25 protein-coding genes are annotated in these 24,859 nt (G+C 72.1%); 13 read left to right on the top strand and 12 right to left on the bottom strand.

The annotated features are described in order from the left end of the window. Positions 1–1,875, bottom strand: a 1,875-nt coding sequence (locus tag ACFVX6_RS36135; RefSeq protein WP_389698821.1) for an HAD-IC family P-type ATPase, incomplete at its 3' end; no start/stop codon positions are given. A 197-nt stretch (positions 1,876–2,072) separates the two neighbouring features. Further along, entirely contained in the window at positions 2,073–2,372 is a 300-nt protein-coding gene (locus tag ACFVX6_RS36130; RefSeq protein ID WP_389698820.1) for a DUF2530 domain-containing protein, read from the bottom strand. Positions 2,373–2,508: 136 nt separating this feature from the next. Between ACFVX6_RS36130 and ACFVX6_RS36125 the strand changes: the two genes are divergently transcribed. After that, positions 2,509–3,915 carry an NCS2 family permease gene (locus tag ACFVX6_RS36125; RefSeq protein WP_389698818.1) on the top strand — a complete coding sequence of 469 codons (1,407 nt, stop codon included), beginning with the start codon at positions 2,509–2,511 and terminating at the stop codon, positions 3,913–3,915. Between the two features lie 39 nt (positions 3,916–3,954). Here the strand turns inward: ACFVX6_RS36125 and ACFVX6_RS36120 are convergent, their stop codons facing one another. Beyond that, a complete protein-coding gene (locus ACFVX6_RS36120; RefSeq protein WP_030156886.1) occupies positions 3,955–4,137 on the bottom strand; it encodes a hypothetical protein in 183 nt (60 codons plus the stop codon). 120 nt (positions 4,138–4,257) lie between these two features. Between ACFVX6_RS36120 and ACFVX6_RS36115 the strand changes: the two genes are divergently transcribed. The 3 genes from ACFVX6_RS36115 to thpR all read left to right on the top strand — a co-directional run bounded on the left by ACFVX6_RS36115 (position 4,258) and on the right by thpR (position 6,862). Continuing rightward, positions 4,258–4,695 (top strand): MarR family winged helix-turn-helix transcriptional regulator, encoded by a 438-nt coding sequence (locus ACFVX6_RS36115; RefSeq protein WP_389698816.1) that lies wholly within the window; start codon positions 4,258–4,260, stop codon positions 4,693–4,695. Positions 4,696–4,720: 25 nt separating this feature from the next. After that, positions 4,721–6,091, top strand: a complete 1,371-nt coding sequence (locus tag ACFVX6_RS36110) for an MFS transporter (RefSeq protein WP_389698814.1) — start codon at positions 4,721–4,723, stop codon at positions 6,089–6,091. A 180-nt stretch (positions 6,092–6,271) separates the two neighbouring features. Then, complete coding sequence (gene thpR, locus ACFVX6_RS36105) at positions 6,272–6,862, top strand: RNA 2',3'-cyclic phosphodiesterase (RefSeq protein WP_389698812.1); 591 nt, start codon at positions 6,272–6,274, stop codon at positions 6,860–6,862. A 132-nt stretch (positions 6,863–6,994) separates the two neighbouring features. On the opposite strand, the gene ACFVX6_RS36100 is transcribed toward thpR, so the two are convergent. Then, positions 6,995–7,984 (bottom strand): aldo/keto reductase, encoded by a 990-nt coding sequence (locus tag ACFVX6_RS36100; RefSeq protein WP_266907522.1) that lies wholly within the window; start codon positions 7,982–7,984, stop codon positions 6,995–6,997. 72 nt (positions 7,985–8,056) lie between these two features. Then, positions 8,057–8,749 (bottom strand): GDSL-type esterase/lipase family protein, encoded by a 693-nt coding sequence (locus ACFVX6_RS36095; RefSeq protein ID WP_389698810.1) that lies wholly within the window; start codon positions 8,747–8,749, stop codon positions 8,057–8,059. A 76-nt stretch (positions 8,750–8,825) separates the two neighbouring features. On the opposite strand from ACFVX6_RS36095, the gene ACFVX6_RS36090 reads away from it, so the two are divergent. After that, complete coding sequence (locus tag ACFVX6_RS36090; RefSeq protein WP_389698808.1) at positions 8,826–9,869, top strand: WD40 repeat domain-containing protein; 1,044 nt, start codon at positions 8,826–8,828, stop codon at positions 9,867–9,869. Between the two features lie 144 nt (positions 9,870–10,013). Here the strand turns inward: ACFVX6_RS36090 and ACFVX6_RS36085 are convergent, their stop codons facing one another. From ACFVX6_RS36085 to ACFVX6_RS36065, 5 genes are all read right to left on the bottom strand, one after another. Then, the gene (locus tag ACFVX6_RS36085) at positions 10,014–11,513 is read right to left on the bottom strand and encodes an SPFH domain-containing protein (protein ID WP_389698806.1); all 1,500 of its coding nucleotides are present in this window, start codon (positions 11,511–11,513) and stop codon (positions 10,014–10,016) included. 151 nt (positions 11,514–11,664) lie between these two features. Further along, positions 11,665–11,883: a hypothetical protein gene (locus ACFVX6_RS36080; protein WP_266878693.1), complete on the bottom strand. Its 219-nt coding sequence runs from the start codon at positions 11,881–11,883 to the stop codon at positions 11,665–11,667. 17 nt (positions 11,884–11,900) lie between these two features. Beyond that, positions 11,901–13,202: a nitrate/sulfonate/bicarbonate ABC transporter ATP-binding protein gene (locus tag ACFVX6_RS36075; protein ID WP_389698803.1), complete on the bottom strand. Its 1,302-nt coding sequence runs from the start codon at positions 13,200–13,202 to the stop codon at positions 11,901–11,903. Between the two features lie 38 nt (positions 13,203–13,240). After that, positions 13,241–14,983 (bottom strand): ABC transporter permease, encoded by a 1,743-nt coding sequence (locus tag ACFVX6_RS36070; RefSeq protein ID WP_389698801.1) that lies wholly within the window; start codon positions 14,981–14,983, stop codon positions 13,241–13,243. 121 nt (positions 14,984–15,104) lie between these two features. Next, positions 15,105–16,013, bottom strand: coding sequence for a DUF3027 domain-containing protein (locus tag ACFVX6_RS36065; protein ID WP_389698799.1), 909 nt, complete (start codon positions 16,011–16,013; stop codon positions 15,105–15,107). A gap of 337 nt (positions 16,014–16,350) precedes the next feature. Between ACFVX6_RS36065 and ACFVX6_RS36060 the strand changes: the two genes are divergently transcribed. From ACFVX6_RS36060 to ACFVX6_RS36045, 4 genes are all read left to right on the top strand, one after another. Further along, the gene (locus ACFVX6_RS36060; RefSeq protein WP_389698798.1) at positions 16,351–17,733 is read left to right on the top strand and encodes an MFS transporter; all 1,383 of its coding nucleotides are present in this window, start codon (positions 16,351–16,353) and stop codon (positions 17,731–17,733) included. 203 nt (positions 17,734–17,936) lie between these two features. Next, positions 17,937–18,422, top strand: a complete 486-nt coding sequence (locus ACFVX6_RS36055; RefSeq protein WP_389698796.1) for a DUF2771 domain-containing protein — start codon at positions 17,937–17,939, stop codon at positions 18,420–18,422. Positions 18,423–18,435: 13 nt separating this feature from the next. Then, entirely contained in the window at positions 18,436–19,191 is a 756-nt protein-coding gene (locus ACFVX6_RS36050) for a futalosine hydrolase (protein ID WP_389698794.1), read from the top strand. Beyond that, positions 19,188–20,066: a 1,4-dihydroxy-6-naphthoate synthase gene (locus ACFVX6_RS36045; RefSeq protein ID WP_389698792.1), complete on the top strand. Its 879-nt coding sequence runs from the start codon at positions 19,188–19,190 to the stop codon at positions 20,064–20,066. Before ACFVX6_RS36050 ends, ACFVX6_RS36045 begins: the two co-directional genes overlap by 4 nt. 56 nt (positions 20,067–20,122) lie before the next feature. On the opposite strand, the gene ACFVX6_RS36040 is transcribed toward ACFVX6_RS36045, so the two are convergent. Beyond that, entirely contained in the window at positions 20,123–20,506 is a 384-nt protein-coding gene (locus ACFVX6_RS36040) for a cold-shock protein (RefSeq protein ID WP_323187858.1), read from the bottom strand. Positions 20,507–20,649: 143 nt separating this feature from the next. Between ACFVX6_RS36040 and ACFVX6_RS36035 the strand changes: the two genes are divergently transcribed. Continuing rightward, positions 20,650–20,931: a hypothetical protein gene (locus tag ACFVX6_RS36035; protein ID WP_389698789.1), complete on the top strand. Its 282-nt coding sequence runs from the start codon at positions 20,650–20,652 to the stop codon at positions 20,929–20,931. Between the two features lie 40 nt (positions 20,932–20,971). On the opposite strand, the gene ACFVX6_RS36030 is transcribed toward ACFVX6_RS36035, so the two are convergent. Beyond that, positions 20,972–21,601: an HAD family hydrolase gene (locus tag ACFVX6_RS36030; protein WP_389698787.1), complete on the bottom strand. Its 630-nt coding sequence runs from the start codon at positions 21,599–21,601 to the stop codon at positions 20,972–20,974. An 80-nt stretch (positions 21,602–21,681) separates the two neighbouring features. Between ACFVX6_RS36030 and ACFVX6_RS36025 the strand changes: the two genes are divergently transcribed. The 3 genes from ACFVX6_RS36025 to ACFVX6_RS36015 are packed head-to-tail and all read left to right on the top strand — an operon-like array spanning position 21,682 to position 24,604. Then, a complete protein-coding gene (locus ACFVX6_RS36025) occupies positions 21,682–22,743 on the top strand; it encodes a FecCD family ABC transporter permease (RefSeq protein ID WP_389698785.1) in 1,062 nt (353 codons plus the stop codon). After that, on the top strand, positions 22,740–23,813 hold the full coding sequence (locus ACFVX6_RS36020) for a FecCD family ABC transporter permease (protein WP_389698783.1): 1,074 nt from the start codon (positions 22,740–22,742) through the stop codon (positions 23,811–23,813). Before ACFVX6_RS36025 ends, ACFVX6_RS36020 begins: the two co-directional genes overlap by 4 nt. After that, positions 23,810–24,604, top strand: a complete 795-nt coding sequence (locus ACFVX6_RS36015; protein WP_389698781.1) for an ABC transporter ATP-binding protein — start codon at positions 23,810–23,812, stop codon at positions 24,602–24,604. The genes ACFVX6_RS36020 and ACFVX6_RS36015 overlap by 4 nt, the downstream gene beginning before the upstream one ends. The last annotated feature ends 255 nt before the right edge of the window (positions 24,605–24,859 follow it).

Raw genomic sequence — 24,859 nt, 5'->3', positions numbered from 1 at the left:
GAGACAGACCGAGGGCAGGGTGGAGAAGCTGTTGTTGAGGAGGACGATCTGCGCGACGGCCCGGGTGGCCTCCGAGCCGGAACCCATGCTGACGCCGATGTCGGCGTCCTTGAGCGCGAGCACGTCGTTGACCCCGTCGCCGGTCATCGCGACCGTGTGGCCCCGGGACTGGAGGGCGGCGACCATGTCGCGCTTCTGCTGCGGGGTGACGCGCCCGAAGACGGCGTTCCCGTCGAGGACCTCGGCCATCTCCCCCTGGTCGGTGGGGAGCGTGCGCGCGTCGACGGTGTTCTCGGCGCCGGGCAGGCCCAGCTTCCCGGCGACCGCGCCGACCGAGACGGCGTTGTCCCCGGAGATGACCTTGGCCTTGACGTCCTGGTCCTCGAAGTAGCGCAGGGTGTCGGCGGCGTCGGGGCGCAGCCGCTGCTCCAGGACGATGAGGGCGGTCGGCTTGACCCCGGTGGCCACGGCCGGGTCGTCGAGTTCGCCGGCGGCCCGTCCCAGCAGGAGGACCCGCAGGCCCTGCTCGTTGAGCTCGTTGATCTCGTCCAGGGCCGGGTCCCCGGCCGGGAGCAGCACGTCGGGGGCGCCGAGCAGCCAGGTGTTGTTCTCGCCGTCGCCCTCGCTGAAGCTGGCGCCGCTGTACTTGCGGGCGGAGGAGAACGGCAGCGATTCGGTGCAGCGCCACTCGGCGCTGTCGGGGTAGGCGTCGATGATCGCCTGGAGGCTGGCGTTGGGGCGGGGGTCGCTCTCGCCGAGCGCGCCGAGGACCTTCTTGACGTACTCGGCGTCCGCGCCGCCGAGCGGGCGGCACTCGGTGACGTCCATGCCGCCCTCGGTGAGGGTGCCGGTCTTGTCGAGGCAGACCACGTCCACGCGGGCGAGCCCCTCGATGGCGGGCAGCTCCTGCACCAGGCACTGCTTGCGGCCGAGCCGGATGACGCCGATGGCGAAGGCGACGGAGGTGAGGAGGACGAGGCCTTCGGGGATCATCGGGACGATGCCGCCGACGGTGCGGGCGATGGCGTCCTTGAGGTTGTTGTCCTTGACGATCAGCTGGCTGATGATCAGGCCGACGGAAGTCGGGATCATCATCCAGGTGACGTACTTGAGGATGGTGGAGATACCGGAGCGCAGCTCGGAGTGGACGAGCGTGAAGCGGGAGGCCTCTTCGGCGAGCTGGGCGGCGTAGGCCTCGCGGCCCACCTTGGTGGCGGTGAAGGCGCCGCCGCCTGCGACGACGAACGAGCCGGACATGACCGGGTCGCCGGGCTTCTTCAGGACGGGGTCGGCCTCGCCGGTGAGGAGGGATTCGTCGATCTCCAGGCCGTCGGCCTCGCCGACGAGCCCGTCGACGACGACCTTGTCGCCGGGTCCGAGCTCGATGACGTCGTCGAGGACGATCTCGGAGGTGGAGATCTCGGCGGTGCGGCCGTCGCGGCGGACGCTGGGTTTGGCCTCGCCGATGACGGCGAGGCCGTCGAGGGTCTTCTTGGCGCGCATCTCCTGGATGATGCCGATGCCGGTGTTCGCGATGATCACGAAGCCGAAGAGGCTGTCCTGGATCGGCGCGACGAAGAACATGATCACCCAGAGGACGCCGATGATGGCGTTGAAGCGGGTGAAGACGTTGGCGCGGACGATCTCGGACGTGGAGCGGCTGCTGCGGACGGGGACGTCGTTGACGGCCCCGCGGGCGACGCGCTCGGCGACTTCGGCGGTGGTCAGCCCGGCCGGCTTGAACCGGGGTGCGGGCGGTCGGACCGGGTGTACGGGATCGAGCTCGGCCCCCGCGTCGATGGCGGTCCCGGCGGCCGTACCGCCACCGCCGCCCGGCTCCGGTCCGTCTGATTCGATCTGCGCCCGCTCCGTCATGGTTTCGACGGTAAAGGGGGATTCAACGGTTCACCCGCCGAGAAGTCCGAAGATCCGACTTAGGGATGACCGGAATCCTCCCTTGGTAGGGGCGCATCCAGCCTCCGACAGGGCAAATCCAGCCTCGCCGGCGTTCGAGGCGCGGGGGTCCGGGGGCGGAGCCCCCGGCAACGCGCGCGCATCCGGGGCAGGGCGGGCTAGCCCGCCTGAGGAGCCGGGCCCGCCTGGTCGGCACCGTCCCGAGCGGCCAGCTCAGCCGCGTGCCGCTTCAGCGCAGCGTCACGGCCGCGGACGTACCAGAGGCCGATCAGGCCGAGGACCCCGCCGACCGCGCAGGTCCACACCCACCACAGCATGCCCCGGTCCGCGAACCACCCGTAGAAGGGGAGCTGGAAGAGGAAGAGGGCGAACCACAGGATCGTGCCGCCGGTCACGGTGCCGACGATCGGACCCTCAAGGGGCTCGGGGGCCTCGTGCGTCGCAGTCCATTTCGCCATGGGAACCAGTCTAGGCCGGTCGGCGGCGGGTCTACGCGCGGAGATAGACGGCCTCTCGTTCATGTGTTCATACTGAAACGGTTTGGGCTTGGCCCGTTTTTGCCGTATGAAACCACCACTGAGGACCAGGACCCCCATGAGCACGTCGGCCCCTGTGGACCGCTACTTCAAGATCTCCGAGCGCGGCTCGACCATCGGCCGCGAGGTCCGCGGCGGCTTCGCCACCTTCTTCGCGATGGCCTACATCATCGTGCTGAACCCGATCATCCTGGGCAGCGCGAAGGACATGTACGGGAACCAGCTCGACGGCGGCCAGCTGGTCACCGCCACCGTGCTGACCGCCGCTTTCACCACCCTCCTCATGGGCGTGATCGGCAACGTCCCGATCGCGCTCGCGGCCGGGCTCGGCGTCAACACCGTCGTCGCCCTCCAGCTCGCCCCGCGCATGAGCTGGCCCGACGCCATGGGCATGGTGGTCCTGGCCGGCTTCGTGGTGATGCTGCTGGTCGCCACCGGCCTGCGCGAGCGGGTCATGAACGCCGTCCCGCTCGGCCTGCGCAAGGGCATCGCGATCGGCATCGGCCTGTTCATCATGCTGATCGGCCTGGTCGACTCGGGCTTCGTCACCCGCATCCCGGACCTCGCGCACACCACGGTCCCGCTCCAGCTCGGCAGCAACGGCCACCTGCACGGCTGGCCCGTCCTGATCTTCGTGGTCGGCGTGCTGCTGACGCTGACGCTGATCATCCGCAAGACCCCCGGCGCGATCCTGATCTCCATCGTGGCGATGACCGTGGCCGCCCTCGCCATCCAGCTGATCACCAAGCTGCCCGACGCCGCCTGGGGCCTGACGGTCCCGGAGTGGCCGGGCAACCCGGTGGCCGCGCCCGACTTCGGGCTCATCGGTCAGGTCAGCCTGTTCGGCGGCTTCGGCAAGGTCGGGATGCTGACCGGCATCCTGTTCGTCTTCACCGTGCTGCTGTCCTGCTTCTTCGACGCGATGGGCACCATCCTGGGCGTCGGCGACGAGGCGAAGCTGACGAAGCCGGACGGCTCCTTCCCCGGCATCAACCGGGTGCTGTTCGTGGACGGCATGGCCGTCGCCGCGGGCGGCGCCTCCTCCTCCTCGGCCACCACCTGCTTCGTGGAGTCCACGGCGGGCGTCGGCGAGGGGGCCAGGACGGGCCTCGCGAACATCGTGACGGGCGGCCTCTTCACCGTGTCGCTGTTCCTCACGCCGCTCGCCACGATGGTCCCCTCGCAGGCGGCCACCCCGGCTCTCGTCGCGGTCGGCTTCCTGATCATGGCCGGCTCGGTCAGGGACATCGACTGGAACGACTTCACCATCGCCGTCCCGGCCTTCCTGGCCATGGTGATGATGCCGTTCACGTACTCGATCACCAACGGCATCGGCATCGGCTTCGTGGCCTTCTCCGCACTGCGGCTGGCGACCGGCCGGGGCCGCGAGGTCCCGGTGGCCATGTACGTCGTATCCGCGGTCTTCGTCTTCTACTACGCGATGCCGGCGCTGGGCCTCACGTAGCCCCCGCCCCTCGATGGCCCCCGGAGTCGGGACCCGGGCTCAGGTGAGCCCGTAGAACTTCTCCGTCTCGTCGACGGCCGCCTTGAAGCGTTCGTCGAAATCGTCGCGAATGAGCGTCCGGACCACATAGTCCTGGACGCTCATTCCGCGTTTGGCGGCATGAGTCCGGAGCCTGTCGAGGAGCTCCCCGTCTATGCGCATGCTCAGCACATGTGTCCCCATGCCGAAAGAGTCGGGGCACAGGGCATGGACGCGTGTCACTTTCCGGAGCCGACTCACCCGTACGAGTGACACCAGATAAGTGGTGTTCCTTAGGCAGAGTAATGAGTTACTCTAAGGAACATGCATGACCTTTCCCATGGTGACGACGCAGCCGCCGTGAACGACCTCCGCTCCGCCGTCATGCGGCTGGGCCGGCGCCTCAAGCACCAGCGCGTAGACGAATCGCTGAGCCCGACCGAGATGTCGGTCCTCGGCACACTCGCCCGCTGCGGCCAGGCCACCCCCGGTGAGCTGGCCCGACGCGAGCACGTGCAGCCGCCGTCCATGACGCGCATCGTCGCGTTGCTGGAAGCCAAGGGACTGGTCACGCTGGAACCGCACCCCGACGACCGCCGCCAGAAGGTGGTCCGCCAGACGGAGGAGGCCGAAGCGATGCTCGAAGAGAGCCGTCGCAAGCGCAACGCCTTCCTCGCCGGGCTCGCGGCCGAGCTGTCCGAGGACGAATGGGCGAAGCTGCGCGAAGCCGCGCCCGTCCTGGACAAGCTCGCGCACCTATAGGAACGACGCCAGGAGGCGAACCTTTTTGAGTACGGGACCCGGAGCAGACTCCGCCCCCGGCCACACACCCACCACTACACATACGCCGGGCACCGCAAAGAACGCGAAGAACGCGAAGAACTCGAAGAACTCGATGTTCAGCTCGCTGAAGATCCGGAACTACCGGCTCTTCGCCACGGGCCAGGCCGTCTCGAACACCGGCACCTGGATGCAGCGCATCGCACAGGACTGGCTGGTCCTGTCCCTGACCGGATCCGCCTCCGCGGTCGGCATCACCATCGCGCTGCAGTTCCTGCCGATGATGCTGTTCGGGCTCTACGGCGGCGTACTCGCCGACCGGCTCCCCAAGCGGCCGCTGCTGCTCTGCACGCAGGCCGCCATGGGCCTCACCGGCCTCGCGCTCGGTGTCCTCACCCTCGCCGGTCACGTCAACGTCTGGCACGTCTACCTCGCCGCCTTCCTCCTCGGCCTGGTCACCGTCGTGGACAACCCGGCCCGCCAGACCTTCGTCTCCGAGATGGTCGGCAAGGACCAGGTCGCCAACGCGGTCAGCCTGAACTCCGCCAACTTCCAGTCCGCGCGACTGGTCGGCCCGGCCATCGCCGGTGTCCTCATCACCGCCGTCGGCTCCGGCTGGGCCTTCCTGCTCAACGGTCTGTCCTTCGCGGCGCCGCTCGCGGCCCTGATGCTGATGCGGACCCTAGAACTGCACCAGGTCGAGGTCCAGCCCCGCGCCAAGGGCCAGCTCCGGGAAGGCCTGCGGTACGTCGCCGGACGGCCCGAGCTGATCTGGCCGATCGTGCTCGTCGGATTCATCGGCACCTTCGGCTTCAACTTCCCGATCTGGCTGTCGGCCTTCGTCAGCAAGGTCTTCCACGGGGACGCGGGCACCTACGGGCTCTTCAACACCCTGATCGCGGCGGGCTCCCTGGTGGGCGCGCTGCTGGCGGCCCGCCGGGGCCTCTCCCGCCTGCGGCTGCTGGTCGCGGCGGCGGTGCTCTTCTCCGTCCTCCTGCTGGTGACGGCCTTCGCACCGAGCTTCTGGCTGTTCGCGGCGCTGCTGGTGCCGATCGGCGTCTTCGGCCTGACGGTGAACGTCACCGCCAACTCCAGCGTCCAGATGGCCACCGACCCCGAGATGCGGGGCCGGGTGATGGCCCTGTTCATGATGGTCTTCACCGGTGGCACGCCGATCGGGGCCCCGCTGGTCGGTTGGGTCACGGACACCTACGGCGCGCGGATCGGCATGGCCGCGGGCGGAGCGGTCTCCCTGGCCGCCGCCGTCGCGATCGGCCTCGTCCTCTCCCGCATCGGCAACCTCCGCCTCAGCGTGAACCGCCACGGCGTGACCTTCGTCCCCTCGGACCGCCGCCGCCAGCTGGCGACCGCAGCGTAGGGCCCCGGCGGGGCTGGACCCTTCCAGCCCCGCCCCGCCCGGCCCGCACGGCCCGCCCGGCCCGCACGGGCAGTCCGGCGCCTGCCAAACCCAGCCCCGCCGGCGTTCGAGGCGCAGGGGTTCGGGGACCGGTCCCCGGCAACGGCGCCGCACGGCGACCACATCGCTAGGCTCGGCACCATGAGACTGTTCGCAGCCGTCATCCCGCCCGAGGCGGCCATCTCGGAACTGGCCCGGGCCGTGCGCGGCCTGCACGACGACCGGCTGCGCTGGACCGCGGAAGCGGGCTGGCACTTCACGCTCGCCTTCATGGGCGAGGTGCGGGAGGAGCTGCTCCCCGAGCTCCACGCCCGCCTCGCCCGCGCCGCGGCACGGAGCGCCCCCTTCCCGCTCCGGATCCACGGCTCCGGCCACTTCGGCCACCGCTCCCTGTGGGCCGGCGCCGCCGGGGACCTCGACGCCCTGCGCATGCTCGCCGAGCGCGCCGACGCCGCCGCCCGGCGTTCCGGGGTGCCCATGGACCAGCACCACCGCTACACCCCCCACCTCACCCTCGGCCGGCTCCGCGACGAGCGGGACGACGTCCGCCCCTACTCCACGGCCCTGGCCTCCTTCGAGGGCACCGGCTGGCAGGTCGGCGAGCTCAGCCTGGTCCGCAGCAATCTGCCCGTCTCCGGCGTCCCCGGCGAACAGCCCCGCTACGAGGTCGTCGGCTCCTGGGAACTGGGAGAGCCCGCCCCTCCGTACGAAGGGCGGGCCCGGTCGCGTTAGGCTCGACGGGTGGATCCCAAGACCAGAAACCGCGTCATGGCCGGTGTGCTCGTACTGATGTTCCTCGTGGTGGCGGTGGCCGCCGTAGTGGGCCAGTAGAGCGCTGGGCCCCTGGCCCCGTGGCGCGGCCGCCTACCAGGCGAACGCCTCGGGAGCCGGCCCCGGCCCCGGGAAGACCTCGTCCAGCCCCGCCAGCACCTCCGGCGACAGCTCCAGCTCCACCGCCCGCAGCGCGGACGCGAGCTGCTCCGGCGTACGCGGCCCGACGATCGGGCCCGTGACCCCGGGACGCGTCAGCAGCCAGGCCAGGGCGACCTCGCCGGGCTCCAGTCCGTGCTTGTCCAGCAGGTCCTCGTACGCCTGCACCTGCGCCCGTACGGAACTGTTCGCGAGCGCGTCCGCCGAGCGGCCGGTGGCCGTGCGACCCGACTCCGACGCCTTGCGGATGGCCCCGCCCAGCAGCCCGCCGTGCAGCGGGGACCACGGGATCACACCGAGCCCGTACGCCTCGGCCGCCGGGATGATCTCCAGCTCCGCCCGCCGCTCGGCGAGGTTGTAGAGGCACTGCTCGCTGACCAGGCCGAGCCGCCCCGAGCGCGCCGCGGCCTCGTTGGCCTGGGCGATCTTCCAGCCGGGGAAGTTCGAGGAGCCCGCGTAGAGCACCTTGCCCTGCTGGATCAGGACCTCGACGGCCTGCCAGATCTCCTCGAAGGGCGTCAGCCGGTCCACGTGGTGGAACTGGTAGATGTCGATGTAGTCGGTGTTCAGGCGCTTGAGGCTGGCGTCGACGGCCCGCCGGATGTTCAGCGCCGACAGGCGGTCGTAGTTGGGCCACGGGTCGCCTTCGGCGGCCATGCTTCCGTAGACCTTGGTGGCGAGGACCGTCTTCTCACGGCGGCCGCCGCCCTGGCCGAACCAGGTACCGATGATCTCCTCGGTACGGCCCTTGTTCTCGCCCCACCCGTACACATTGGCCGTGTCGAAGTAGTTGATACCGGCGTCGAGGGCCGTGTCCATGAGGGCGTGGCTCTCCGGCTCGCCCGTCTGGGGGCCGAAGTTCATGGTGCCGAGGACAAGTCGGCTGACCTTGAGACCGGTGCGTCCGAGCTGCGTGTACTCCATGGGCCACTAGCCAACTGCCTGGAGTGCGCTCGAAGCAAGACCCGCCCTTGAAGGGCGTGTTACGTGTCCTGCTTACGCGTCCTGCCGGGGACGGTACGGGCCGCCCAGGCCCCAGGCCTGGTGGAGGACCGCCGCGAACTCCCCCGCGAGGCGGTGCTCGCCGGAGGCGTTGGGGTGCGTGCCGTCGTAGGTGTCCCGGTCGATCTCGTACGCCTCCGGGCGCGCGGCCAGCAGGATCGGCGAGGCGGGGGTCGACAGGTCGGCCACGGCCTTCCCGAGGAGCTCGTTGAAGAGCTCGACCTGCCGCGCGAAGGGCGCGTCGTCCCGGGCTCGGACGTTGGGTATGACGGGCAGCAGGACCATCCGTATCCCGGGACGGGCGGCGCGGGCCTCCGCGATGAACCGGCGGGCATTGGCGGCGGTGCCCTCGGCAGCGGTGTAGAAGCCGAGGTCGATCAGCCCGAGGGAGACCAGCAGCACGTCGGCCCCGGCGGCGCCGGCGGCCGGCCCGACGAGCGGGGCCATGTGCTGCCAGCCCTCGCCCCAGCCGGCCAGGTGGCGGCGGGCATCGGCGGGGAAGCCGGGGTCGGCGTAGGCGTCGCTGGCCGGCGCGTCCGCGAGGGCGTCGTAGAGACCGCTGCGGGGGCCGACGATCTCGTACGGGCCGCCGAAGGTGGTGTCGAGGTGCTGCCACATCCGGTAGCGCCAGGTGTAGTCGCCGGCGCGTCCGATGGTCATGGAGTCCCCGACGAACATGAAACGCATCCGGACATCTTCGCGGATCACCGGGCCGCGGCCCCTGTGATGCCGGACACGCGGGGCGGGCTGGCAGGGTAGGGGGATGCGCCCGCACCTGCTGCCCCTGACCGCCACCGCCGCTGTTGCCGTTCTCGCCCTGCTGCCCTCGGCCGCCGCGGCGTCCGGGTCAGTCTCGTCCGGGTCAGTCTCGTCCGGGTCAGTCTCGTCCGGGTCCGCCTCGTCCGGGTTCACGATCACGGACCCGCGGATCAAGGAGTCGAGCGGGCTCGCGGCCAGCCGGATCCACCCCGGCGTCTACTGGACGCACAACGACAGCGACGACGGCCCGTACGTGTACGCCGTGGACTCCGCGACCGGGAAGACGGTCGCGCGGATCACCCTGACCGGCATCGGCAAGCCCCGGGACATCGAGGGGATCTCGCTGGGCCCGGACGGACGGCTGTACGTCGGCGACATCGGGGACAACCTGAACGGCTCCTGGAACCACGTGTGGATCTACCGCTTCGCCGAGCCGAAGACGCTCGGGGACGCCACGCTCAAGGCCGAGCAGTTCACCGTGAAGTACGCCGACGGGCCGCGGAACGCGGAGGCGCTGATGGTCCATCCGGTGACGGGGCGGGTGTACATCGCCAGCAAGGACGAGAAGGCCGGCGGGCTCTACGAGGGCCCGGAGGCCCTGTCCGCCTCCGGCACGAACACCTTCCGGCGGATCGGGGACGTCCCGTGGGTCACGGACGGGGCGTTCTCCCCGGACGGGGGGCGGCTCGTGCTGCGGGGCTACTTGTGGGCGAAGACGTACCCGTGGAAGGACGGGCGGCCGGACGGGGACGGGGAGGCGGTGGCCGCGCCGTGGCAGGGGCAGGCGGAGTCCGTGACGTACACGGCGGACGGGTCGACGCTGATGTTCGGGGCGGAGGGGGCCAACAGCCGGGTCGTCGCGGTCCCGGTGACGTCGCCCGCGAAGCCCTCGGCCTCCGGCTCCGGCTCCGCCACTCCCGCGCCGGCCCCGGGCGCGCCCGCAGACCCCGAGGGCGGGAGCTTCACGAAGGGCGCGCTCGTCCTGGTCGCAGCCCTGACCCTGACCCTGGCCGCGAAGCGACTCCTCCGCCGCCGCCCCAAGCCCTGACCCTCCGATCCGGGTGGTAAGCCCTGCGGGGCGAAGTCCCCCACCCACCCTTCCACCGTTCCCCGGGCGCTGCCCGGACCCGCGCCTCGAACGCCGGCGAGGCTGAAATTGCCCTGCGGGCAATCCAGCCCCTTCGGCGTCTGCTCAGGCTCCCTGGATCGGGATCTGGTGGGACTCCGACGGTGAGGTGCCGTTCACCGGGGTGGTGGGCGGCGTCGGCTGGGACATCGTCGACAGGAGTTGGCGGGCCAGGCCCAGGCCCGTGCCGCCCATCGTCAGGGCCTTAGCGAACATCTCCGACATGCCCTCCGCCCCGTTGAGGAGGATCATGTGCTCGACGTTGCCGAAGGCACCCGCTCCCGCCTCCACGATCGCCGGCCAGTTCTCGGCGAGCTGCTGCGCGACCACCGCCTCCTGGTTCTCCGCCAGCGCGGCGGCCCGCGCCTTGATGGCCGTCGCCTCCGCGAGACCCTTCGCCTTGGCGGCCTCCGCCAGGGCCAGCCCGTTCGCCTGGGCCGACGCCGCCTCCGCGAGGCCCTTGGCCTGGGTCGCCGCCGCCTCCGCCTCACCGGTCGCGCGGGTGGCCGTCGCCGCGGCCAGACCCCGTGCCTCCGTGGCCTTCGCGTCGGCCGCAGCGGCCGTCGTCACCCGGGTCGCCTCGGCCGCAGCCGCCAGCTCCGTCTCCTTCGCCTTGGCCTGCGCCGCCGAGATCCGCGCATCACGGTCCGCCTCGGCCCGGGTCCGGGTCTCGTACGCCGCCGCGTCCGCCGGCTTGCGCACGTCCGCTTGGAGCTGCTGCTCGCGCCGCTGCGCCTCCAGCTCCGCCACCCGGGTCTCCTGGACCACGACCTCCTGCCGCGCCGCCGCCTCCGACAGCGGGCCCGCCTGCCGGGCCGTCGCGGCCGCCTTGTCCCGCTCGGCCTGGTAGCCGGCCTGGAGGATCTCGCTGTCCCGGGTGGCCTCCGACATCCGCGCGAAGGCGGCCTGTTCGGCCTCGGTGGCCCGCAGGTTGGCGTCCGCCTGGGCGATCCGTGCGTCCCGCTGGACAGCCGCCGCGTGCGGCATCGCCAGGTTCTTGATGTAGCCCGTCGGGTCCTCGATCTCGTGGATCTGGAGGGAGTCGACGATCAGGCCGAGCTTCTCCATCTCCGTACCGCACGCCGCCCGGGTCTGCCCGGTCAGCTTCTCCCGGTCGCGGATCATGTCCTCGACCGTCAGGCCGCCCACGATGGACCGCAGATGGCCGGCGAAGACGATGTGCACCCGCTCGGGCATCATCTTCTGCTGGTCCAGGAAGCGGCGGGCCGCGTTGGCGATGGACACGAAGTCGTCGCCGATCTTGAAGATGACCACGCCCTTGACCCGCAGCGGAATGCCCTGGTGGGTCACGCAGTCCACGTTCAGCTGGGTCTCGTTGAGGTCCAGCGACAGCTTGCGCACGGCCTGCACGCCGGGCATCACCATCGTTCCCCGCCCGGTGACGATCCGGAAGCCCATGCCTTCCGCGATGCCCTCGGTCTTGTGCGCGGAGCCCGAGATGACCAGTGCCTCGTTGGGCTCGGCCACCCGCCACATGAGCTTGAACAGGCCGATCGCGGCCGCGATCGCACCCACGACAATCCCTGCCAGTACGCCGACAGACATCGGCAACTCCCCCTCTTACGCGGCGGCGTTCGCCGTCGAGAAGGCGAGTGTGCGCCCGCGTAGGAGCGGCGTGAAGACGGCGGCCCCATCTTGTCGCCATCTTGATACGAGGTGCCCGGACGAGGGGCTGGACAGGTGGTCCGGCCCCTGGTCAGTCCCCGTACGCGGCCATCACGTAGACCGTCCGCGGCGGCAGGTACTCGACCACCGTGACCACCGTCCCGACCGCCAGCCGGCCCGTCCCCGGCGCCGGGTGCGCGAGGAAGTGCTCGGCTCCGCCCCGGATCCGCACGATGACCTCGCCGACCAGCCCCGGCCCGACCGTTCCGGTGACCCGGCCGTCCAGTCCCACCATGTCCGATTCCCCCATGCAGCGAGCGTACGGGTCTAACCCCGTGCGGGGCCCTCGTCGAGCCGGTATTCCTCGCCGTCCGCGTGGTAGCCGTACAGCTCCCCGTAGCGGCCCCAGTCCGTCGCCGTCTCCAGCTGCTGCTCCAGCTGCTCGCTCGTGTAGTGGTGCGAGAGCAGGTCGCGGAAGAAGCCGGCCCGCTGGGTGCCGCCCCGCGAGCGCTGCAGGGTGGTGTGGATCAGGTGGATCAGCGGGACCTCCATGGCCCCCTGCGCGAACAGTTCCTTCGACTCCTGTACGGCGGCCCCCGCGAAGGCGGTGCCACGGGCGGTCAGCACCAGGTGCAGGTCCCGTACCTCGGCCAGGCCCAGCAGTTCCAGCCCGTCCACCTGGGGCAGTACGTCGTCCACCTCGAGGCCCAGTTCCTCGGCGAGGTCGGCGAGGTCCACGCTGCCGTCGCCGGCGCCCCGCTGGAGCACGATCTCGGCGAGGCCCGCCATCCCGTCGACGCTGGCCGCCGGGAGCGGGGTGTTGGCCGGGGTGCGCTTGGCCGGCGGGGCCGCGGCCGGGGTCTTGGCGGTGCGGCCGGTCATCACCGCGTACACGGCGTCCACGATCCGCTCGAAGTCGGCGCCGCCCCGGTCCCGGGGGCGGGCCAGGTCCACCGCGAAGGTCTCCTTGATGGTTCCGTAGGGCCGCGAGCCCAGTACCACCACCCGGTCGGCCATCAGCACCGCCTCCTCGATGTTGTGCGTGACCAGCACCACCGCCTTGGCGGGGAAGCGGTCGGAGGCCCACAGCTCCATCAGCTCACCGCGCAGGTTCTCGGCGGTGAGCACGTCCAGGGCGGAGAACGGCTCGTCCATCATCAGCACGTCCGGCTCCACGACCAGGGCCCGGGCGAAGCCGACGCGCTGGCGCATCCCGCCGCTGAGCTCCTTCGGGTAGGCCGACTCGAAGCCGTCCAGGCCGATCAGGTCGATGGCCTCCACCGCCTGCCGGGCCCGTGCCTCGCGGTCCATGCCCTTCGCTTCCAGGCCCAGTTCCACGTTCTGCTGCACCGTCAGCCAGGGCAGCAGCGCGAAGGTCTGGAACACCATCGCCGTGCCCGGGTTCGCCCCGCGCAGCTCCTCGCCCCGGTAGGTGACCGAGCCGGAGCTGGCGGGGATCAGCCCGGCGAGGCAGCGCAGCAGGGTGGACTTGCCGCTGCCGGACTTCCCGAGGAGGGCGACGATCTCGCCCTCGCGGATCTCCAGGTCGATGCCGCCGAGCACGGGCAGTTCCCCGTCGGCGCCGGCGTAGGACTTGGTGAGGGCGGCGGCCTGGAGGATCGTCGTCATGCGGGGCGGGCTCCTCGGATCGGGCGGGCGGGCGGAGTTCAGATGGAGTAGCGGCGCTCCGCGAGCCGGTACAGGGGCCGCCAGAACAGCCGGTTGAGGCCGACGACGTACAGGCTCATGACGGCGATCCCGGCGATCAGCTTCGGGAAGTCCCCGGCCTCGGTGGCGTGGAAGATGTACGCGCCCAGGCCGGTCGCGGACAGCGTCGTACCGGCGAAGGTGACGACCTCGCCGACGATGGAGGCGTTCCAGGCGCCGCCCGAGGCGGTGATGCCGCCCGTGACGTACGAGGGGAACACGGCCGGGACGATCAGGCGCTTCCAGCGCTGGAGCCCGCGGACGCCGAGGTCGTCCATGGCCTCCTTGAGGTCCGAGGGGATGGCCATGGCTCCGGCGATGGCGTTGAAGAGGATGTACCACTGCGCGCCCAGGGCCATCAGCAGGATGCAGCCGATGTTGATGTTCAGCCCGGTCTCGAGGAAGAACCAGACGGCCACCGGGAAGAGCAGGTTCGCGGGGAAGCTCGCCAGGACCTGCACCACCGGCTGGGCGATCTTCGTGAGCCGGGGCGAGGAGCCGATCCACACGCCCACGGGCACCCACACGACCGTGGCGGCGGCGACGAGCACGATCACCCGGACGAAGGTGATCAGCCCGAGCAGCAGCGGCTCCCCGAACACCCCGAGACCGGTTTCGCGCTGGAGGTAGCGCACGAGGTCGTACAGGCCCCACAGGATGACGGCTCCGGCGACGACGGTGAAGACCACGTCGCCGGTCCGGCGGCGGGCCGGATCCACGGACAGCGCCATGTCGTCGCGGCCCAGTACGCGGGCGGCCCGGCCGGTGGCGTCGCGGGCGGGGGCGGTGGCGCGGCCGAGCAGGCGGGGCCAGTGGGAGCGGCGCAGGAAGTCCAGTACGTAGCTGCGCTGGACGTCGGTGGATTCCGACTGCTCGTTCTTGTACTTCTCCGCCCACGCCGTGAGGGGCCGCCAGAAGAGGAAGTTGACGGTGACGATGGTGACGGTCATCGCGAGGATGACCCAACCGACCTTCCCGAGGTCCCCCTCGCCGATCGCGGTGCCCGCGTACGAGCCGAGGCCGGGGACGGCGTACTCCTGCCCGGAGACGGAGACCGCCTCGGAGGCCACGAGCATGAACCAGCCGCCGGCGAAGCTCATCATGCCGTTCCACACCAGGTCGATGACCCCGGCGGGGACCTCCACGCGCCAGAAGCGCATCCAGCGGGTGAAGCCGAACGAGCGGGACACCTCGTCCAGTTCGCGGGGAAGGGAGGTCAGGGTGGCGTAGAACCCGAAGGTCATGTTCCAGGCCTGCGAGGTGAAGATGGCGAAGATGACGGCGCATTCGAGGCCGAGGAGCGAGCCGGGGAACAGTGCGACGAAGAAGGTGACGAGCACCGAGAGGAAGCCGAGGACGGGGACGGACTGGAGGATGTCCAGGGCCGGGATCAGCACCCGTTCCAGGCGGCGGCTGCGGGCGGCGGCGTAGGCGTAGCCGAAGGTGAAGACCACGGAGGCGAACAGCGCGATGAACATCCGCAGGACGCTGCGGGCGGCGTAGTACGGGAGCTTCGCCGGGTCCGTGTCCACGTCGGGGACGTCGGCGGGATCGAAGTTGACCGTGGTGCCCTTGCCGACCTGGAGGATCGCGTACCCGAGCACCAGGAAGGCCGCCGCCACCGCAAAGTCCACCCAGGACAGGCGGGTACGGGTGGGGGCCGCCTGGCCGGTGTGGGTCTCGGGGCGCGTGGAGGTCTTCATCCCGCCCAGCCGATCACGCCTGACGGCCCGTCGCGCCCCGAGTCACCCAACCGGGCGAGACGGGGCCGCGCAGGACGGGCCGTGCAGGACGGGCCGCGCGGGACGGCGGGGCCGGGGCCCGCTACGAGTGGCCGAGGTCCGGAGCCAGGGGGTCCGTGGTGGGGACCGAGCCGGAGTCGGGGGACGGGCGGAGGTGGAACTCGTCCGAGGCCATCGAGTCCAGGACGGGCGGCGCCGGCCGCGGCGGCTTCGGCATGACCGCGGCTTCCGAGTGGCCGCCGCAGCCGTAGGACAGGGAGACCAGCCGGCCGTCGGCCGGTCCGAACTCGTTCGCGCAGATGCCGAAGGCCTGGCCCAGCGAGCCGCCGATCGCGACGAGGAAGCCACAGGAGACGCACGAGGCCGGGGCCGCCTGCGCCATCGGGGTCTTCGCCCCGAAGGACTCGTCCCAGCGGTCGGCCGCGCTGTGCAGCCCGTAGCGGGAGAGCACGCGCGCCCGGCGCATGCCCAGTTCCTCCGCGACGGAGGTGATGGAGCCGCGCACGGGCACCACCGCACGGTCGGTGACGTCGGCGTCCTCCGCCTCGACCAGTTCGGCCATCTCGGTGGACACCACCGAGTTCGGCGGCGGGGCGTCCTCGCCCGACCAGCCGGCCTCCAGGCGCAGGTCCTCGGCGTCCGTGGGGAGCAGGTCGCCCGGGCCCATGTCGCCCGGCCGCAGCCGCTCGCTCCACGGCACCCACTCGGGGGCCAGCAGGGCGTCGTCGCCCGGCAGCAGCACCGTTTCGTCGAGGGTGACGTTCTTCGCGCGGGAGGCACGTGTCACCGTCACGGCCCAGCGCCAGCCGCGGTAGCCGGGGTCCTTGCACTCGAAGAAGTGCGTGACGACCCGGTCACCTTCAGCAATGGCGGCGGTGTGTTCGCCCACCACACCGGGGTAGGCGGCTTCTTCGGCCGCCGCTCGGGCGAGGTCTACCGCCTCGACGCACAGGCGGTCGGGGGTACGGCTTCGCGTCGTCGCAGCACTCACAGGTCTCGTTCTCTCCTACGCCGTCTCACGAGTGCGCCGTCCGTACTTGTCGTCCACAACGACCCGTCGGCTGTCCCTACGTAGCGCGGGCGGAGCGGACCAGGGGGCCGCGTCGACGTCCGCGCCCGATCGGGTTCCAGGGCGCACCTACCTGCGATCCATTCTGAGGGATCGCGAAGAGGCGCGCGGCCAGGAGCAACCGCCGGTGGCGCGCTACGCACGCTACCTCCTCCGGCGCCTTCGGCCCACATGCAAGGTCCGATTCGCGGACACGCACAGCCAACCCGGGGCCCGGCCGGGCCCCCGCGACGCGCCGGGAAGGGTCCCGGGGGGCCGAGTGGGGCACTATGGCCACGTGGCACCCGTACGGTCGTCCGATGACGGCTCGGGACCGGCCAGGCGGGCCGGCCGGGCCATCGGGCGTGCCCTGCACCTGCCCTTCACCGGTACGGCGCGCGGAATCCGGCGGGCCACGCACGCGCACGGGGCGGGTGAATCGGGTCTCGGCAAGCTGATCGAGCTGCACGCGATCAACGGCGCCGGTGATGTGATGATCACAGTTGCGCTCGCCTCCACCGTCTTCTTCTCCGTCCCCACGGACGAGGCACGCGGCCGAGTGGCCCTGTACCTCGCCATCACGATGGCCCCCTTCACCCTGCTGGCCCCGGTGATCGGTCCCCTGCTGGACCGGCTGCCGCACGGGCGGCGGGCCGCGATGGCCGGCGCGATGCTCACCCGGGCCCTGCTGGCCGTGATGATGTCGGGCGCGGTGGCCACGGGCGGCCTGGAGCTGTACCCGGCCGCCCTCGGTGTCCTCGTCGCCTCCAAGGCCTACGGGGTGGTCCGCAGCGCGGTGGTCCCACGGCTCCTCCCACCGGGGTTCTCCCTGGTCAAGGCGAACTCCCGGGTCACCCTGGCCGGCCTGCTGGCCACCGGCGCCGCCGCGCCCGTGGGCGCCGCCCTGCACACGATCGGGCCGCCGTGGCCGCTCTACGGGGCGTGCGCGATCTTCATCTGGGGCACCTTCGCGGCGTTCACGCTGCCGCACAAGGTCGACGAGGCGAAGGGCGAGCGCCGGGCCCGGCTCTCCACCCACGAGGCGCACTCGAAGCGGCCGGGGCTGCGGACGGTCAGCCGGCCGGTGCTGTGCGGGCTGCTGGCGAACGCGTCGATGCGCGGGCTGTCCGGGTTCCTGATCTTCTTCCTGGCGTTCCTGCTGCGCGAGCACCCGCTCGCCGGGCAGAGCGCGGCGGTGTCCCTGGGCATCGTCGGCGTCTCGGCGGGCGTCGGCAACGCCTGCGGGACCGCCGTCGGGGCCTGGCTCCGGGCCCGCGCGCCCGAGGCGATCATCGCCGCCGTGCTGTCCCTGACCCTCGCGGTGGCCGTCCTGGCGGCGGTCTTCTTCAGCGGGGTGTTCATGGCCGTCCTGGGCGCGACGGCCGGCTTCTGCCAGGCCCTCGCGAAGCTCTCGCTGGACGCGATGATCCAGCGCGACGTGCCCGAGGCCGTCCGTACGTCGGCCTTCGCCCGGTCGGAGACCCTGCTCCAGGTGGCCTGGGTACTGGGCGGCTCGATCGGCATCGCCCTTCCCCTGAACGGCGTCCTGGGCATGTCCGTCGCCGCGGTGGTGGTCGCCCTCGGCACGACGATGGCCCTGCGCGGCTTCCTCACGTCCCCCCGGCACCACCACCCCACGTCGTCCCGCCCGCGGGTGGCGTAGGGGGGCCGCTGCGCGGGGCTTGCCCCACTCCGGCCCGCACGTGCTGGGCCGGTCAGCCGAATCCAGCCCCTCCGGCGTTCGAGGAGCGGGGTCCGGGGCGGAGCCCCGGAAGGCCCGGCGCAGCCGGGGGCGCTTGCGCCACGGCGCCGCACCACAGGACCCCGTGCAGCAAGGCACGCCACCCGCCCGATAGCCTTCGGCTCATGACCGCACCGCTTTTCTCGGGTAGGGCCCGCCGCAGCGTCGCGGCCCTCGGAGCCGTTTCCGCCGGCCTCCTCCTCCTGTCCGCCTGTGACAAGCCGACGCCGCTGGCGACCGTGACGGTCGGCACCTCGTCGGTGTCCACCGAAGCCGCCTGCAGCGACGGCAAGGAGCTCACGGCCGACAAGGTCCAGGAGTGCTTCGCCGACCTCAAGCACGCCAAGAACATCGACTACGGCCGCGGCGACACGCTGCGCCTCGGTGTCGAGCCGGACGTCGTCGAGGACGGCAAGAAGTGGCAGGCGGTCCTCGACGGGCAGCCGATCACCGAGCCCTCCTCGAACACCTACCGCAGCTTCCCCGGCGCCGACCTGTTCGCCACCGGCGGCCAGGGCGAGGCCCCGGCCTCCAAGAAGCTGAACATCGTCCAGGTCTCCGAGGACGGCAAGCCCATCGCCGTCTGGGCCTTCAACGTCAAGCTCAAGTAGTCACGTACCCACCATGCGCGCGCTCATCGTGACCGCGGTGACGGCGGAGGCCGACTCCGTCGTCCGAGGCCTGTCCGGTCCGGTCCCTCATCCGGACCACGCCCCCGGCCCGGACCACGCCCCCGGTCCCGACCACGCTCCCGAGCCGCGCGCCCTCCCCGGCGGTTACCTCATCCACCGCCGGGGAGCCTTCGACGTGCTGGTCGCCGGTGTCGGCCCGGCCGCCGCGGCCGCCGGTACCGCGACCGCCCTGGCGCTCGCGGCAGCCCCCGGCTACGGCCTCGTCGTCTCCGCCGGCATCGGCGGCGGGTTCGCGCCCGCCGCCCCGATCGGCTCCCTCGTCGTCGCCGACGCGATCGTCGCCGCCGATCTGGGCGCCGAGACCCCGCAGGGGTTCCTCACCGTCACCGAGCTCGGCTTCGGCCGCAGCGTGCACCTGCCTCCCGCAGAGCTCGCCGCGCGCGCCGCCGAGGCGACCGGGGCGCTGCTCGCGCCCGTCCTGACCGTCTCCACCGTCACCGGCACCGCCGCCCGTACGACCGCCCTCGCCGCCCGGCACCCGCTCGCCGGGGCCGAGGCGATGGAGGGCTTCGGGGTCGCGGAGGCCACCGCCGCCCACGGGCTGCCCGTGCTGGAGGTCCGTGCCGTCTCCAACGCCGTGGGCCCGCGGGACCGCGACGCCTGGCGGATCGGCGAGGCGCTGACGGCGCTGGCCGACGGCTTCCGGGCACTGGGACCCGTACTCGCTTCCTGGGGAGGACCCTCATGACCGGAACAGCCGCCGCACCGCCCGTGCGGATCGCGTACTCGCCCTGCCCGAACGACACCTTCGTCTTCGACGCCTGGGCCCACGGCCGGGTCCCCGGCGCGCCCGCCCTCGACGTCACCTTCGCGGACATCGACATCACCAACGGCATGGCCGAGCGCGGCGAGCTCGACGTGCTGAAGGTGTCCTACGCCGTCCTGCCGTGGGTGCTGGAGGAGTACGCGCTGCTCCCCTGCGGCGGCGCGCTGGGCCGCGGTTGCGGACCGCTTGTGCTCGTAAAAGACGGCAGTCTGACGCGGGAGCCGGGCCTGGACCTGACCGGCAAGACGGTCGCGGTCCCGAGCGAACGCTCCACCGCCTACCTGCTGTTCCGGCTGTGGGCCGCCGACGTGCTGCCCGAAGGGGTCGGCAAGGTGGTCGTCCTCCCCTTCCACGAGATCATGCCGGCCGTGCGCGACGGCCGGGTGGACGCCGGACTGGTCATCCACGAGGCCCGGTTCACCTACCGGGACTACGGACTGCACTGTCTGGCCGACATGGGCGAGCACTGGGAGTCCACGACCGGCCTGCCGATCCCGCTCGGCGCGATCATCGCCAAGCGCTCCCTGGGCGCCGACGCGCTGCGCTCGCTCGCCGAGGCCGCCCGTACGTCGGTCCGGATGGCCTGGGCGGACCCGGAGGCGTCCCGGCCCTACGTACGGGCGCACGCGCAGGAGCTGGACCCGACCGTCGCCGACCAGCACATCGGGCTGTACGTCAACGAGTTCACCGCCGACCTCGGCGAAGCCGGCTACGCGGCCGTGCGCGGGCTGCTGACCCGGGCGGCCGCTGAGGGTCTGGTTCCGGCCATCGCAGCCGACGCGCTGGTCTTCCCGTAGGACATGACCGTGCCCCGCGGCCCTGACGGGCGGCGGGGCACGGTCGTGCGCAAGGCTCAGACGTCGAGCTGGTCGGCCACCGCGCGCAGCATGCCGGCGATCTTCCCGCCGTGCGCCTTGTCGGGGTAACGGCCCCGCTCCAGTTGCTGCGTGACGTTCTCCAGCAGGGTCGTGAGGTCCTGCACGATGGACGCGAGCTCGTCCGGCTTGCGCCGCTGCGCGGCCGCGACGGAGGGTGCCGGATCCAGGACGATCACCGAAAGTGCCTGGTCACCGCGTTGCCCTGCGACGACACCGAACTCGACGCGCTGGCCGGGCTTGAGCGCGTCCAACCCGTCGGGGAGCACCGACGAGTGGACGAAGACGTCGCCGCCGTCGTCGCGGGAGAGGAAGCCGAAGCCCTTCTCACTGTTGAACCACTTGACCTTGCCGGTAGGCACGTCCGTCCTCTGTCCTTGCGTTCGTCGGGTGGGAAGCGGGCCGCAGACCCGCACCTCTCAGGCTAGTTGCCCCTCTCCGGGTGACAAGACGTTCCCCGGTCCTTCGCGGGTGACCGCTCCGGCCAGGGAACTACCCTGGTCGGGTGACTGTTACTCCTCAGCCCGATGCCCCTCAGCCCGAGCAGGGCGCCGACGACACCGCCCGCCCCGGCGACGCGCTCGTCAAGGCCGGCGGCATCGTCTTCATCGCCGGCGCCGTCGCCACGCTCGCCACGATGGCCCCGCTCTTCCTCGACGTGGACCCGTTCCCCTCGTACGCGTGGGCCGTGTGCATGCTCATGGGCGTCGGCTTCATGATCTCGGCGGCGGGCGTGCTGCGCTCGGCCGCCGCGCAGCGCACGGCGGCCCGCGCCTCGCAGGCGTAGGTCCGGTACGGGGGGCGGTGCGCGGTTACGCGGTTCGCGGTTACGCGGTCCGCGTGCGCTCGTACTCCGCGAGCCAGGCCGGCAGCTCCGTGAGGTCCGCCAGGACCACGTCCGCGCCCGCCTCCCGCAGTTCCGGCTCCGGGCACGGGCCGGTCGGGACCGTCACCGACACCGCTCCGGCCGTACGGGCGCCCCGGACGTCGCCGACGTGGTCGCCGACGTAGACCTGGGCGGCGAACTCGCGCAGGGCGACCGCCTTGGCCTCCGCCCACAGCGAGCCGATGACCGCGTCGGGCTTGATCCCCAGGTGGTCCAGGTGCAGCCGGGCGTTGGGCTCGTGCTTGGCGGTGACGACGATCGCGCGGCCGCCGAGGGCCCGGACGGCTTCGACCGCCTCGCGGGCCCCGGGCATCGCCGGGGTCGGCCCGATGGCGTATGTGGGATAGATCTCCCGGTAGCGGTCGGCCATGGCGGGGATCTCCGCCTCCGGGAACCAGTACGCGAGCTCCTGGTCCAGCGGCGGACCGAGGCGCGACACGGTCTGCGCGGTGTCGATGAACGTGCCCGTCTCGGCCGAAAGCGCCTCGAAGGCCGCCTTGATGCCCGGCCGGGAGTCGATGAGGGTCATGTCGAGGTCGAATCCGACGGTCAGCTGCGTCTCGGGGCTCATGCCCCCATTGTGCCGAGCCGGGCACCGCGGCCGGGAACGTAGACTTAGCCTCGCCTTACCAGACAGTGAAATTTGGTGACATGTCAGCCCCCGCCCCCGCGGCTCCCGCGCCTCCCGTCCCCGCGGCCCCCGCCGTGGTCCGGCGCGCCCTGACGACCCGTCGTATCGCCTGGACGGCGGCCGGCCTCGCCGCACTGCTGTGCGCGGTGCTCCTCAGCCTCGCCGTCGGCGCCCGCGCCATCGCGCCGGCCGAGGTCTTCGACGCGCTCTTCCGGGGCGCGACCGGGCCGAACGCCGAGGTCGTCCGCACGCTGCGCGTACCGCGCACCCTCATAGCCCTGATGGTCGGCGCGGGCCTCGCCCTCGCCGGAACCGCACTCCAGGGCATCACCCGCAACCCGATCGCCGACCCCGGCATCCTCGGCATCAGCCAGGGAGCCGGGGTCGCGGTCGTCTGCGCCATCGCCTTCGCGGGGGTGCACACCCTGAGCGGCTACGTGTGGTTCGCCTTCGCGGGCGCCGGGATCGCCTCGGTGGCCGTGTACGCCGTCGCCTCCGGCGGCCGCGGCGGGGCGACCCCCGTCAAGCTGGCGCTGGCCGGGGCCGCGATCAACGCCCTGCTGGTGTCGGTCACCATGGGCGTCCTCACGACGAAGGCCTCGGCGCTGGACGAGTTCCGCTTCTGGCAGGTCGGCTCGATCGCCGGGCGCGATGCCTCCGTCGTCCACCAGATCTGGCCGTTCCTGCTGGTCGGCGCGGTGCTGGTGGTGTCGGTGGCACGCGGTCTGGACGCGCTCGCACTGGGCGAGGACCTCGCGAAGGGGCTCGGGCAGAACGTCGCGGCCGTACGGATCGTCGGCGGCCTCGGGGCCACCGTCCTCACCGGCGCCGGGGTCGCGGCAGCCGGGCCGATCGCCTTCATCGGGCTGGCCGTACCGCACCTCGCGCGGGCCCTCGTCGGCAGCGACCACCGGTGGGTGCTGCCGATGGCGGCCCTGATCGGGCCGGTCATGCTGATCGTCGCCGACGTGCTCGGACGCATCGTGGTGCCGCCCGGCGAGGTCCCTGCCGGAGTGATGACGGCACTGATCGGGGTGCCGTTCCTGGTCACGCTGGTCCGCCGGAAGACGGTGGCGGCATGAGCGCCGGTACCCGGACCCCCGCCCGGGTCCTCCCCGCCGGCTATGCGCTGGTCCGCCCCCGCTCGGGCCGGGGCTCCTTCCTCCTGCACCGCCGGGCGGCGGCCGTGGCACTCGGCCTGGCCCTCCTCCTGGCCGCGGTGTGCGTCGCGTACCTCTCCGTCGGCGAATCCTTCGTCGCCCCCGGCGAGGTGGTGAAGGTCCTCCTCGGACAGCCCTCCCCCGACGACCTGGTCGTCGGCACCCTCCGCCTGCCCCGCATGACGGTGGGCCTCCTCGTCGGCCTGGCCTTCGGAGTGGCCGGCGCGCTGATCCAGACCGTCGCCCGCAACCCGCTCGCCTCCCCCGACATCATCGGCATCAGCCAGGGCGCGAGCGCCGTCACGGTGGCGGCACTGACCTTCGGCGTCACCTCGTACACCGTCCTCCCGTACCTCTCGGTGCTCGGCGGAGTGGTCGCGGCCGCGCTCGTGTACGTCTTCGCCTGGCGGGGCGGCCTGCACGCGACGCGCTTCGTCCTCATCGGCATCGGCTTCGCCATCGCCCTGCGCTCGGTGACCACCCTCCTCATGACCAAGGGCGACTACCTGGTCGCGCAGCAGGCGCAGATCTGGATGACGGGCTCCCTCAACGGCCGCGGCTGGGACGTGGCGACCCCACTGGCCTGGGTCCTGCTCGCCCTCCTCCCCGGCATCCTGTGGGCGGCCCGCGCCCAGCGCACGGTCTCCCTCGACGACGACACGGCCACGGCGCTCGGCATCCGGCTGGGCCGGGTCCGGCTCGGGCTGATCGCCCTCGGCGTGATCCTGGCCTCGGTGGCCACGGGCGCGGCCGGCCCGGTGGACTTCGTGGCACTGCTGGCCCCGCAGATCGCCCGCCGGATGACGCGCACCGCCCAGATCCCCCTCCTCTGCTCCGCCCTGACGGGTGCGGTGATCGTCGTCTTCGCCGACCTGCTCGCCCGCAAGCTCCTCTCCCCGACCGAACTCCCGGTGGGCGTCCTGACGGCCGCCGTCGGAGCCCCGTACCTGATCTGGCTGATCATGCGCAGCCGCACCGGAGGCAAACAGTGAGTCGTCTGTCCGCGCGGGGGCTGACCCTCGCCTACGAGGACCGGGTGGTCGTCGAGGACCTGGACCTGTCCGTCCCGGACGGCAAGGTGACGGTGATCGTCGGCCCGAACGCGTGCGGCAAGTCGACGACGCTACGGGCCCTGGGGCGGCTGCTCCGTCCCCGGTCCGGCTCGGTGGTCCTGGACGGCGAAGCCCTCTCCTCCCTCCCCACCCGGCGGATCGCCCAGGCCGTCGGCCTGCTCCCGCAGTCCCCCTCGGCCCCGGAGGCGATCACGGTCGCGGACCTGGTGGCGCGGGGGCGGCAGCCGCACCAGCACTGGTGGCAGCAGTGGTCGGAGGCGGACGAGCGGGCCGTCGTCGACGCGATGGCCCGGACCTCGGTCGCGGACCTCGCGGACCGGCCCGTCGACGCGCTCTCGGGCGGGCAGCGGCAGCGGGTCTGGATCGCGATGGCCCTCGCCCAGGACACGGACATCCTGCTCCTGGACGAGCCGACGACCTTCCTGGACATCGCCCACCAGGTGGAGGTGCTGGACCTGGTCCGCCGCCTGAACCACGAACGGGGCCGGACGGTCGTCGCCGTCCTCCACGACCTCAACCAGGCCGCGCGGTACGCGGACCACCTGGTGGCGATGAAATCGGGCCGGGTGGTGGCGCAGGGCCCGCCGGCGGCGGTCGTCACGGCCGACCTGGTCCGCGAGGTCTTCGGCCTCGACTCGATCGTCATCCCCGACCCGATAACGGGCTCCCCCCTGATCGTCCCCACGTCCCCGTGGGGACCACCTTCTTGACGCGCCGCACACCTCTTCGACGCGCCGGACTCCGTCCGGCGGGGGCCCGGCCGGGGTACTCGCCACCGCCGCCCCGGCGTAGGGCGGGGTGCGGGTAGGGGCCCTACGGGGCGAAGTCCCCGCAGCACCCGTCGCCGCTGCGCAGGGCAAAGTCCCCTACCCACCCTTCCACCGTTCCCCGGGCGCTGCCCGGACCCCGGGGCACAAACGCCCGGCGGGCGGGGGGGGGGGAAGCGGCGGGGCCCCGACCCCCGG

Origin of the sequence: Streptomyces sp. NPDC058289 (assembly GCF_042880975.1) — a bacterium.
GTDB classification, from domain to species: Bacteria; Actinomycetota; Actinomycetes; order Streptomycetales; family Streptomycetaceae; genus Streptomyces; species Streptomyces stoeckheimensis.
Note: the sequence above shows the minus strand (reverse complement) of the source record. Positions and strands in the feature narration are given on the sequence as shown.

Coding starts and splice junctions, on each gene's coding strand:
- ACFVX6_RS36130 (WP_389698820.1), bottom strand. CDS start 2,372: ATGGCGAAATGGACTGCGACGCACGAGGCCCCCGAGCCCCTTGAGGGT.
- ACFVX6_RS36125 (WP_389698818.1), top strand. CDS start 2,509: ATGAGCACGTCGGCCCCTGTGGACCGCTACTTCAAGATCTCCGAGCGC.
- ACFVX6_RS36120 (WP_030156886.1), bottom strand. CDS start 4,137: ATGGGGACACATGTGCTGAGCATGCGCATAGACGGGGAGCTCCTCGAC.
- ACFVX6_RS36115 (WP_389698816.1), top strand. CDS start 4,258: ATGCATGACCTTTCCCATGGTGACGACGCAGCCGCCGTGAACGACCTC.
- thpR (WP_389698812.1), top strand. CDS start 6,272: ATGAGACTGTTCGCAGCCGTCATCCCGCCCGAGGCGGCCATCTCGGAA.
- ACFVX6_RS36100 (WP_266907522.1), bottom strand. CDS start 7,984: ATGGAGTACACGCAGCTCGGACGCACCGGTCTCAAGGTCAGCCGACTT.
- ACFVX6_RS36095 (WP_389698810.1), bottom strand. CDS start 8,749: ATGCGTTTCATGTTCGTCGGGGACTCCATGACCATCGGACGCGCCGGC.
- ACFVX6_RS36090 (WP_389698808.1), top strand. CDS start 8,826: ATGCGCCCGCACCTGCTGCCCCTGACCGCCACCGCCGCTGTTGCCGTT.
- ACFVX6_RS36085 (WP_389698806.1), bottom strand. CDS start 11,513: ATGTCTGTCGGCGTACTGGCAGGGATTGTCGTGGGTGCGATCGCGGCC.
- ACFVX6_RS36080 (WP_266878693.1), bottom strand. CDS start 11,883: ATGGGGGAATCGGACATGGTGGGACTGGACGGCCGGGTCACCGGAACG.
- ACFVX6_RS36075 (WP_389698803.1), bottom strand. CDS start 13,202: ATGACGACGATCCTCCAGGCCGCCGCCCTCACCAAGTCCTACGCCGGC.
- ACFVX6_RS36070 (WP_389698801.1), bottom strand. CDS start 14,983: ATGAAGACCTCCACGCGCCCCGAGACCCACACCGGCCAGGCGGCCCCC.
- ACFVX6_RS36055 (WP_389698796.1), top strand. CDS start 17,937: ATGACCGCACCGCTTTTCTCGGGTAGGGCCCGCCGCAGCGTCGCGGCC.
- ACFVX6_RS36050 (WP_389698794.1), top strand. CDS start 18,436: ATGCGCGCGCTCATCGTGACCGCGGTGACGGCGGAGGCCGACTCCGTC.
- ACFVX6_RS36045 (WP_389698792.1), top strand. CDS start 19,188: ATGACCGGAACAGCCGCCGCACCGCCCGTGCGGATCGCGTACTCGCCC.
- ACFVX6_RS36030 (WP_389698787.1), bottom strand. CDS start 21,601: ATGAGCCCCGAGACGCAGCTGACCGTCGGATTCGACCTCGACATGACC.
- ACFVX6_RS36025 (WP_389698785.1), top strand. CDS start 21,682: ATGTCAGCCCCCGCCCCCGCGGCTCCCGCGCCTCCCGTCCCCGCGGCC.
- ACFVX6_RS36020 (WP_389698783.1), top strand. CDS start 22,740: ATGAGCGCCGGTACCCGGACCCCCGCCCGGGTCCTCCCCGCCGGCTAT.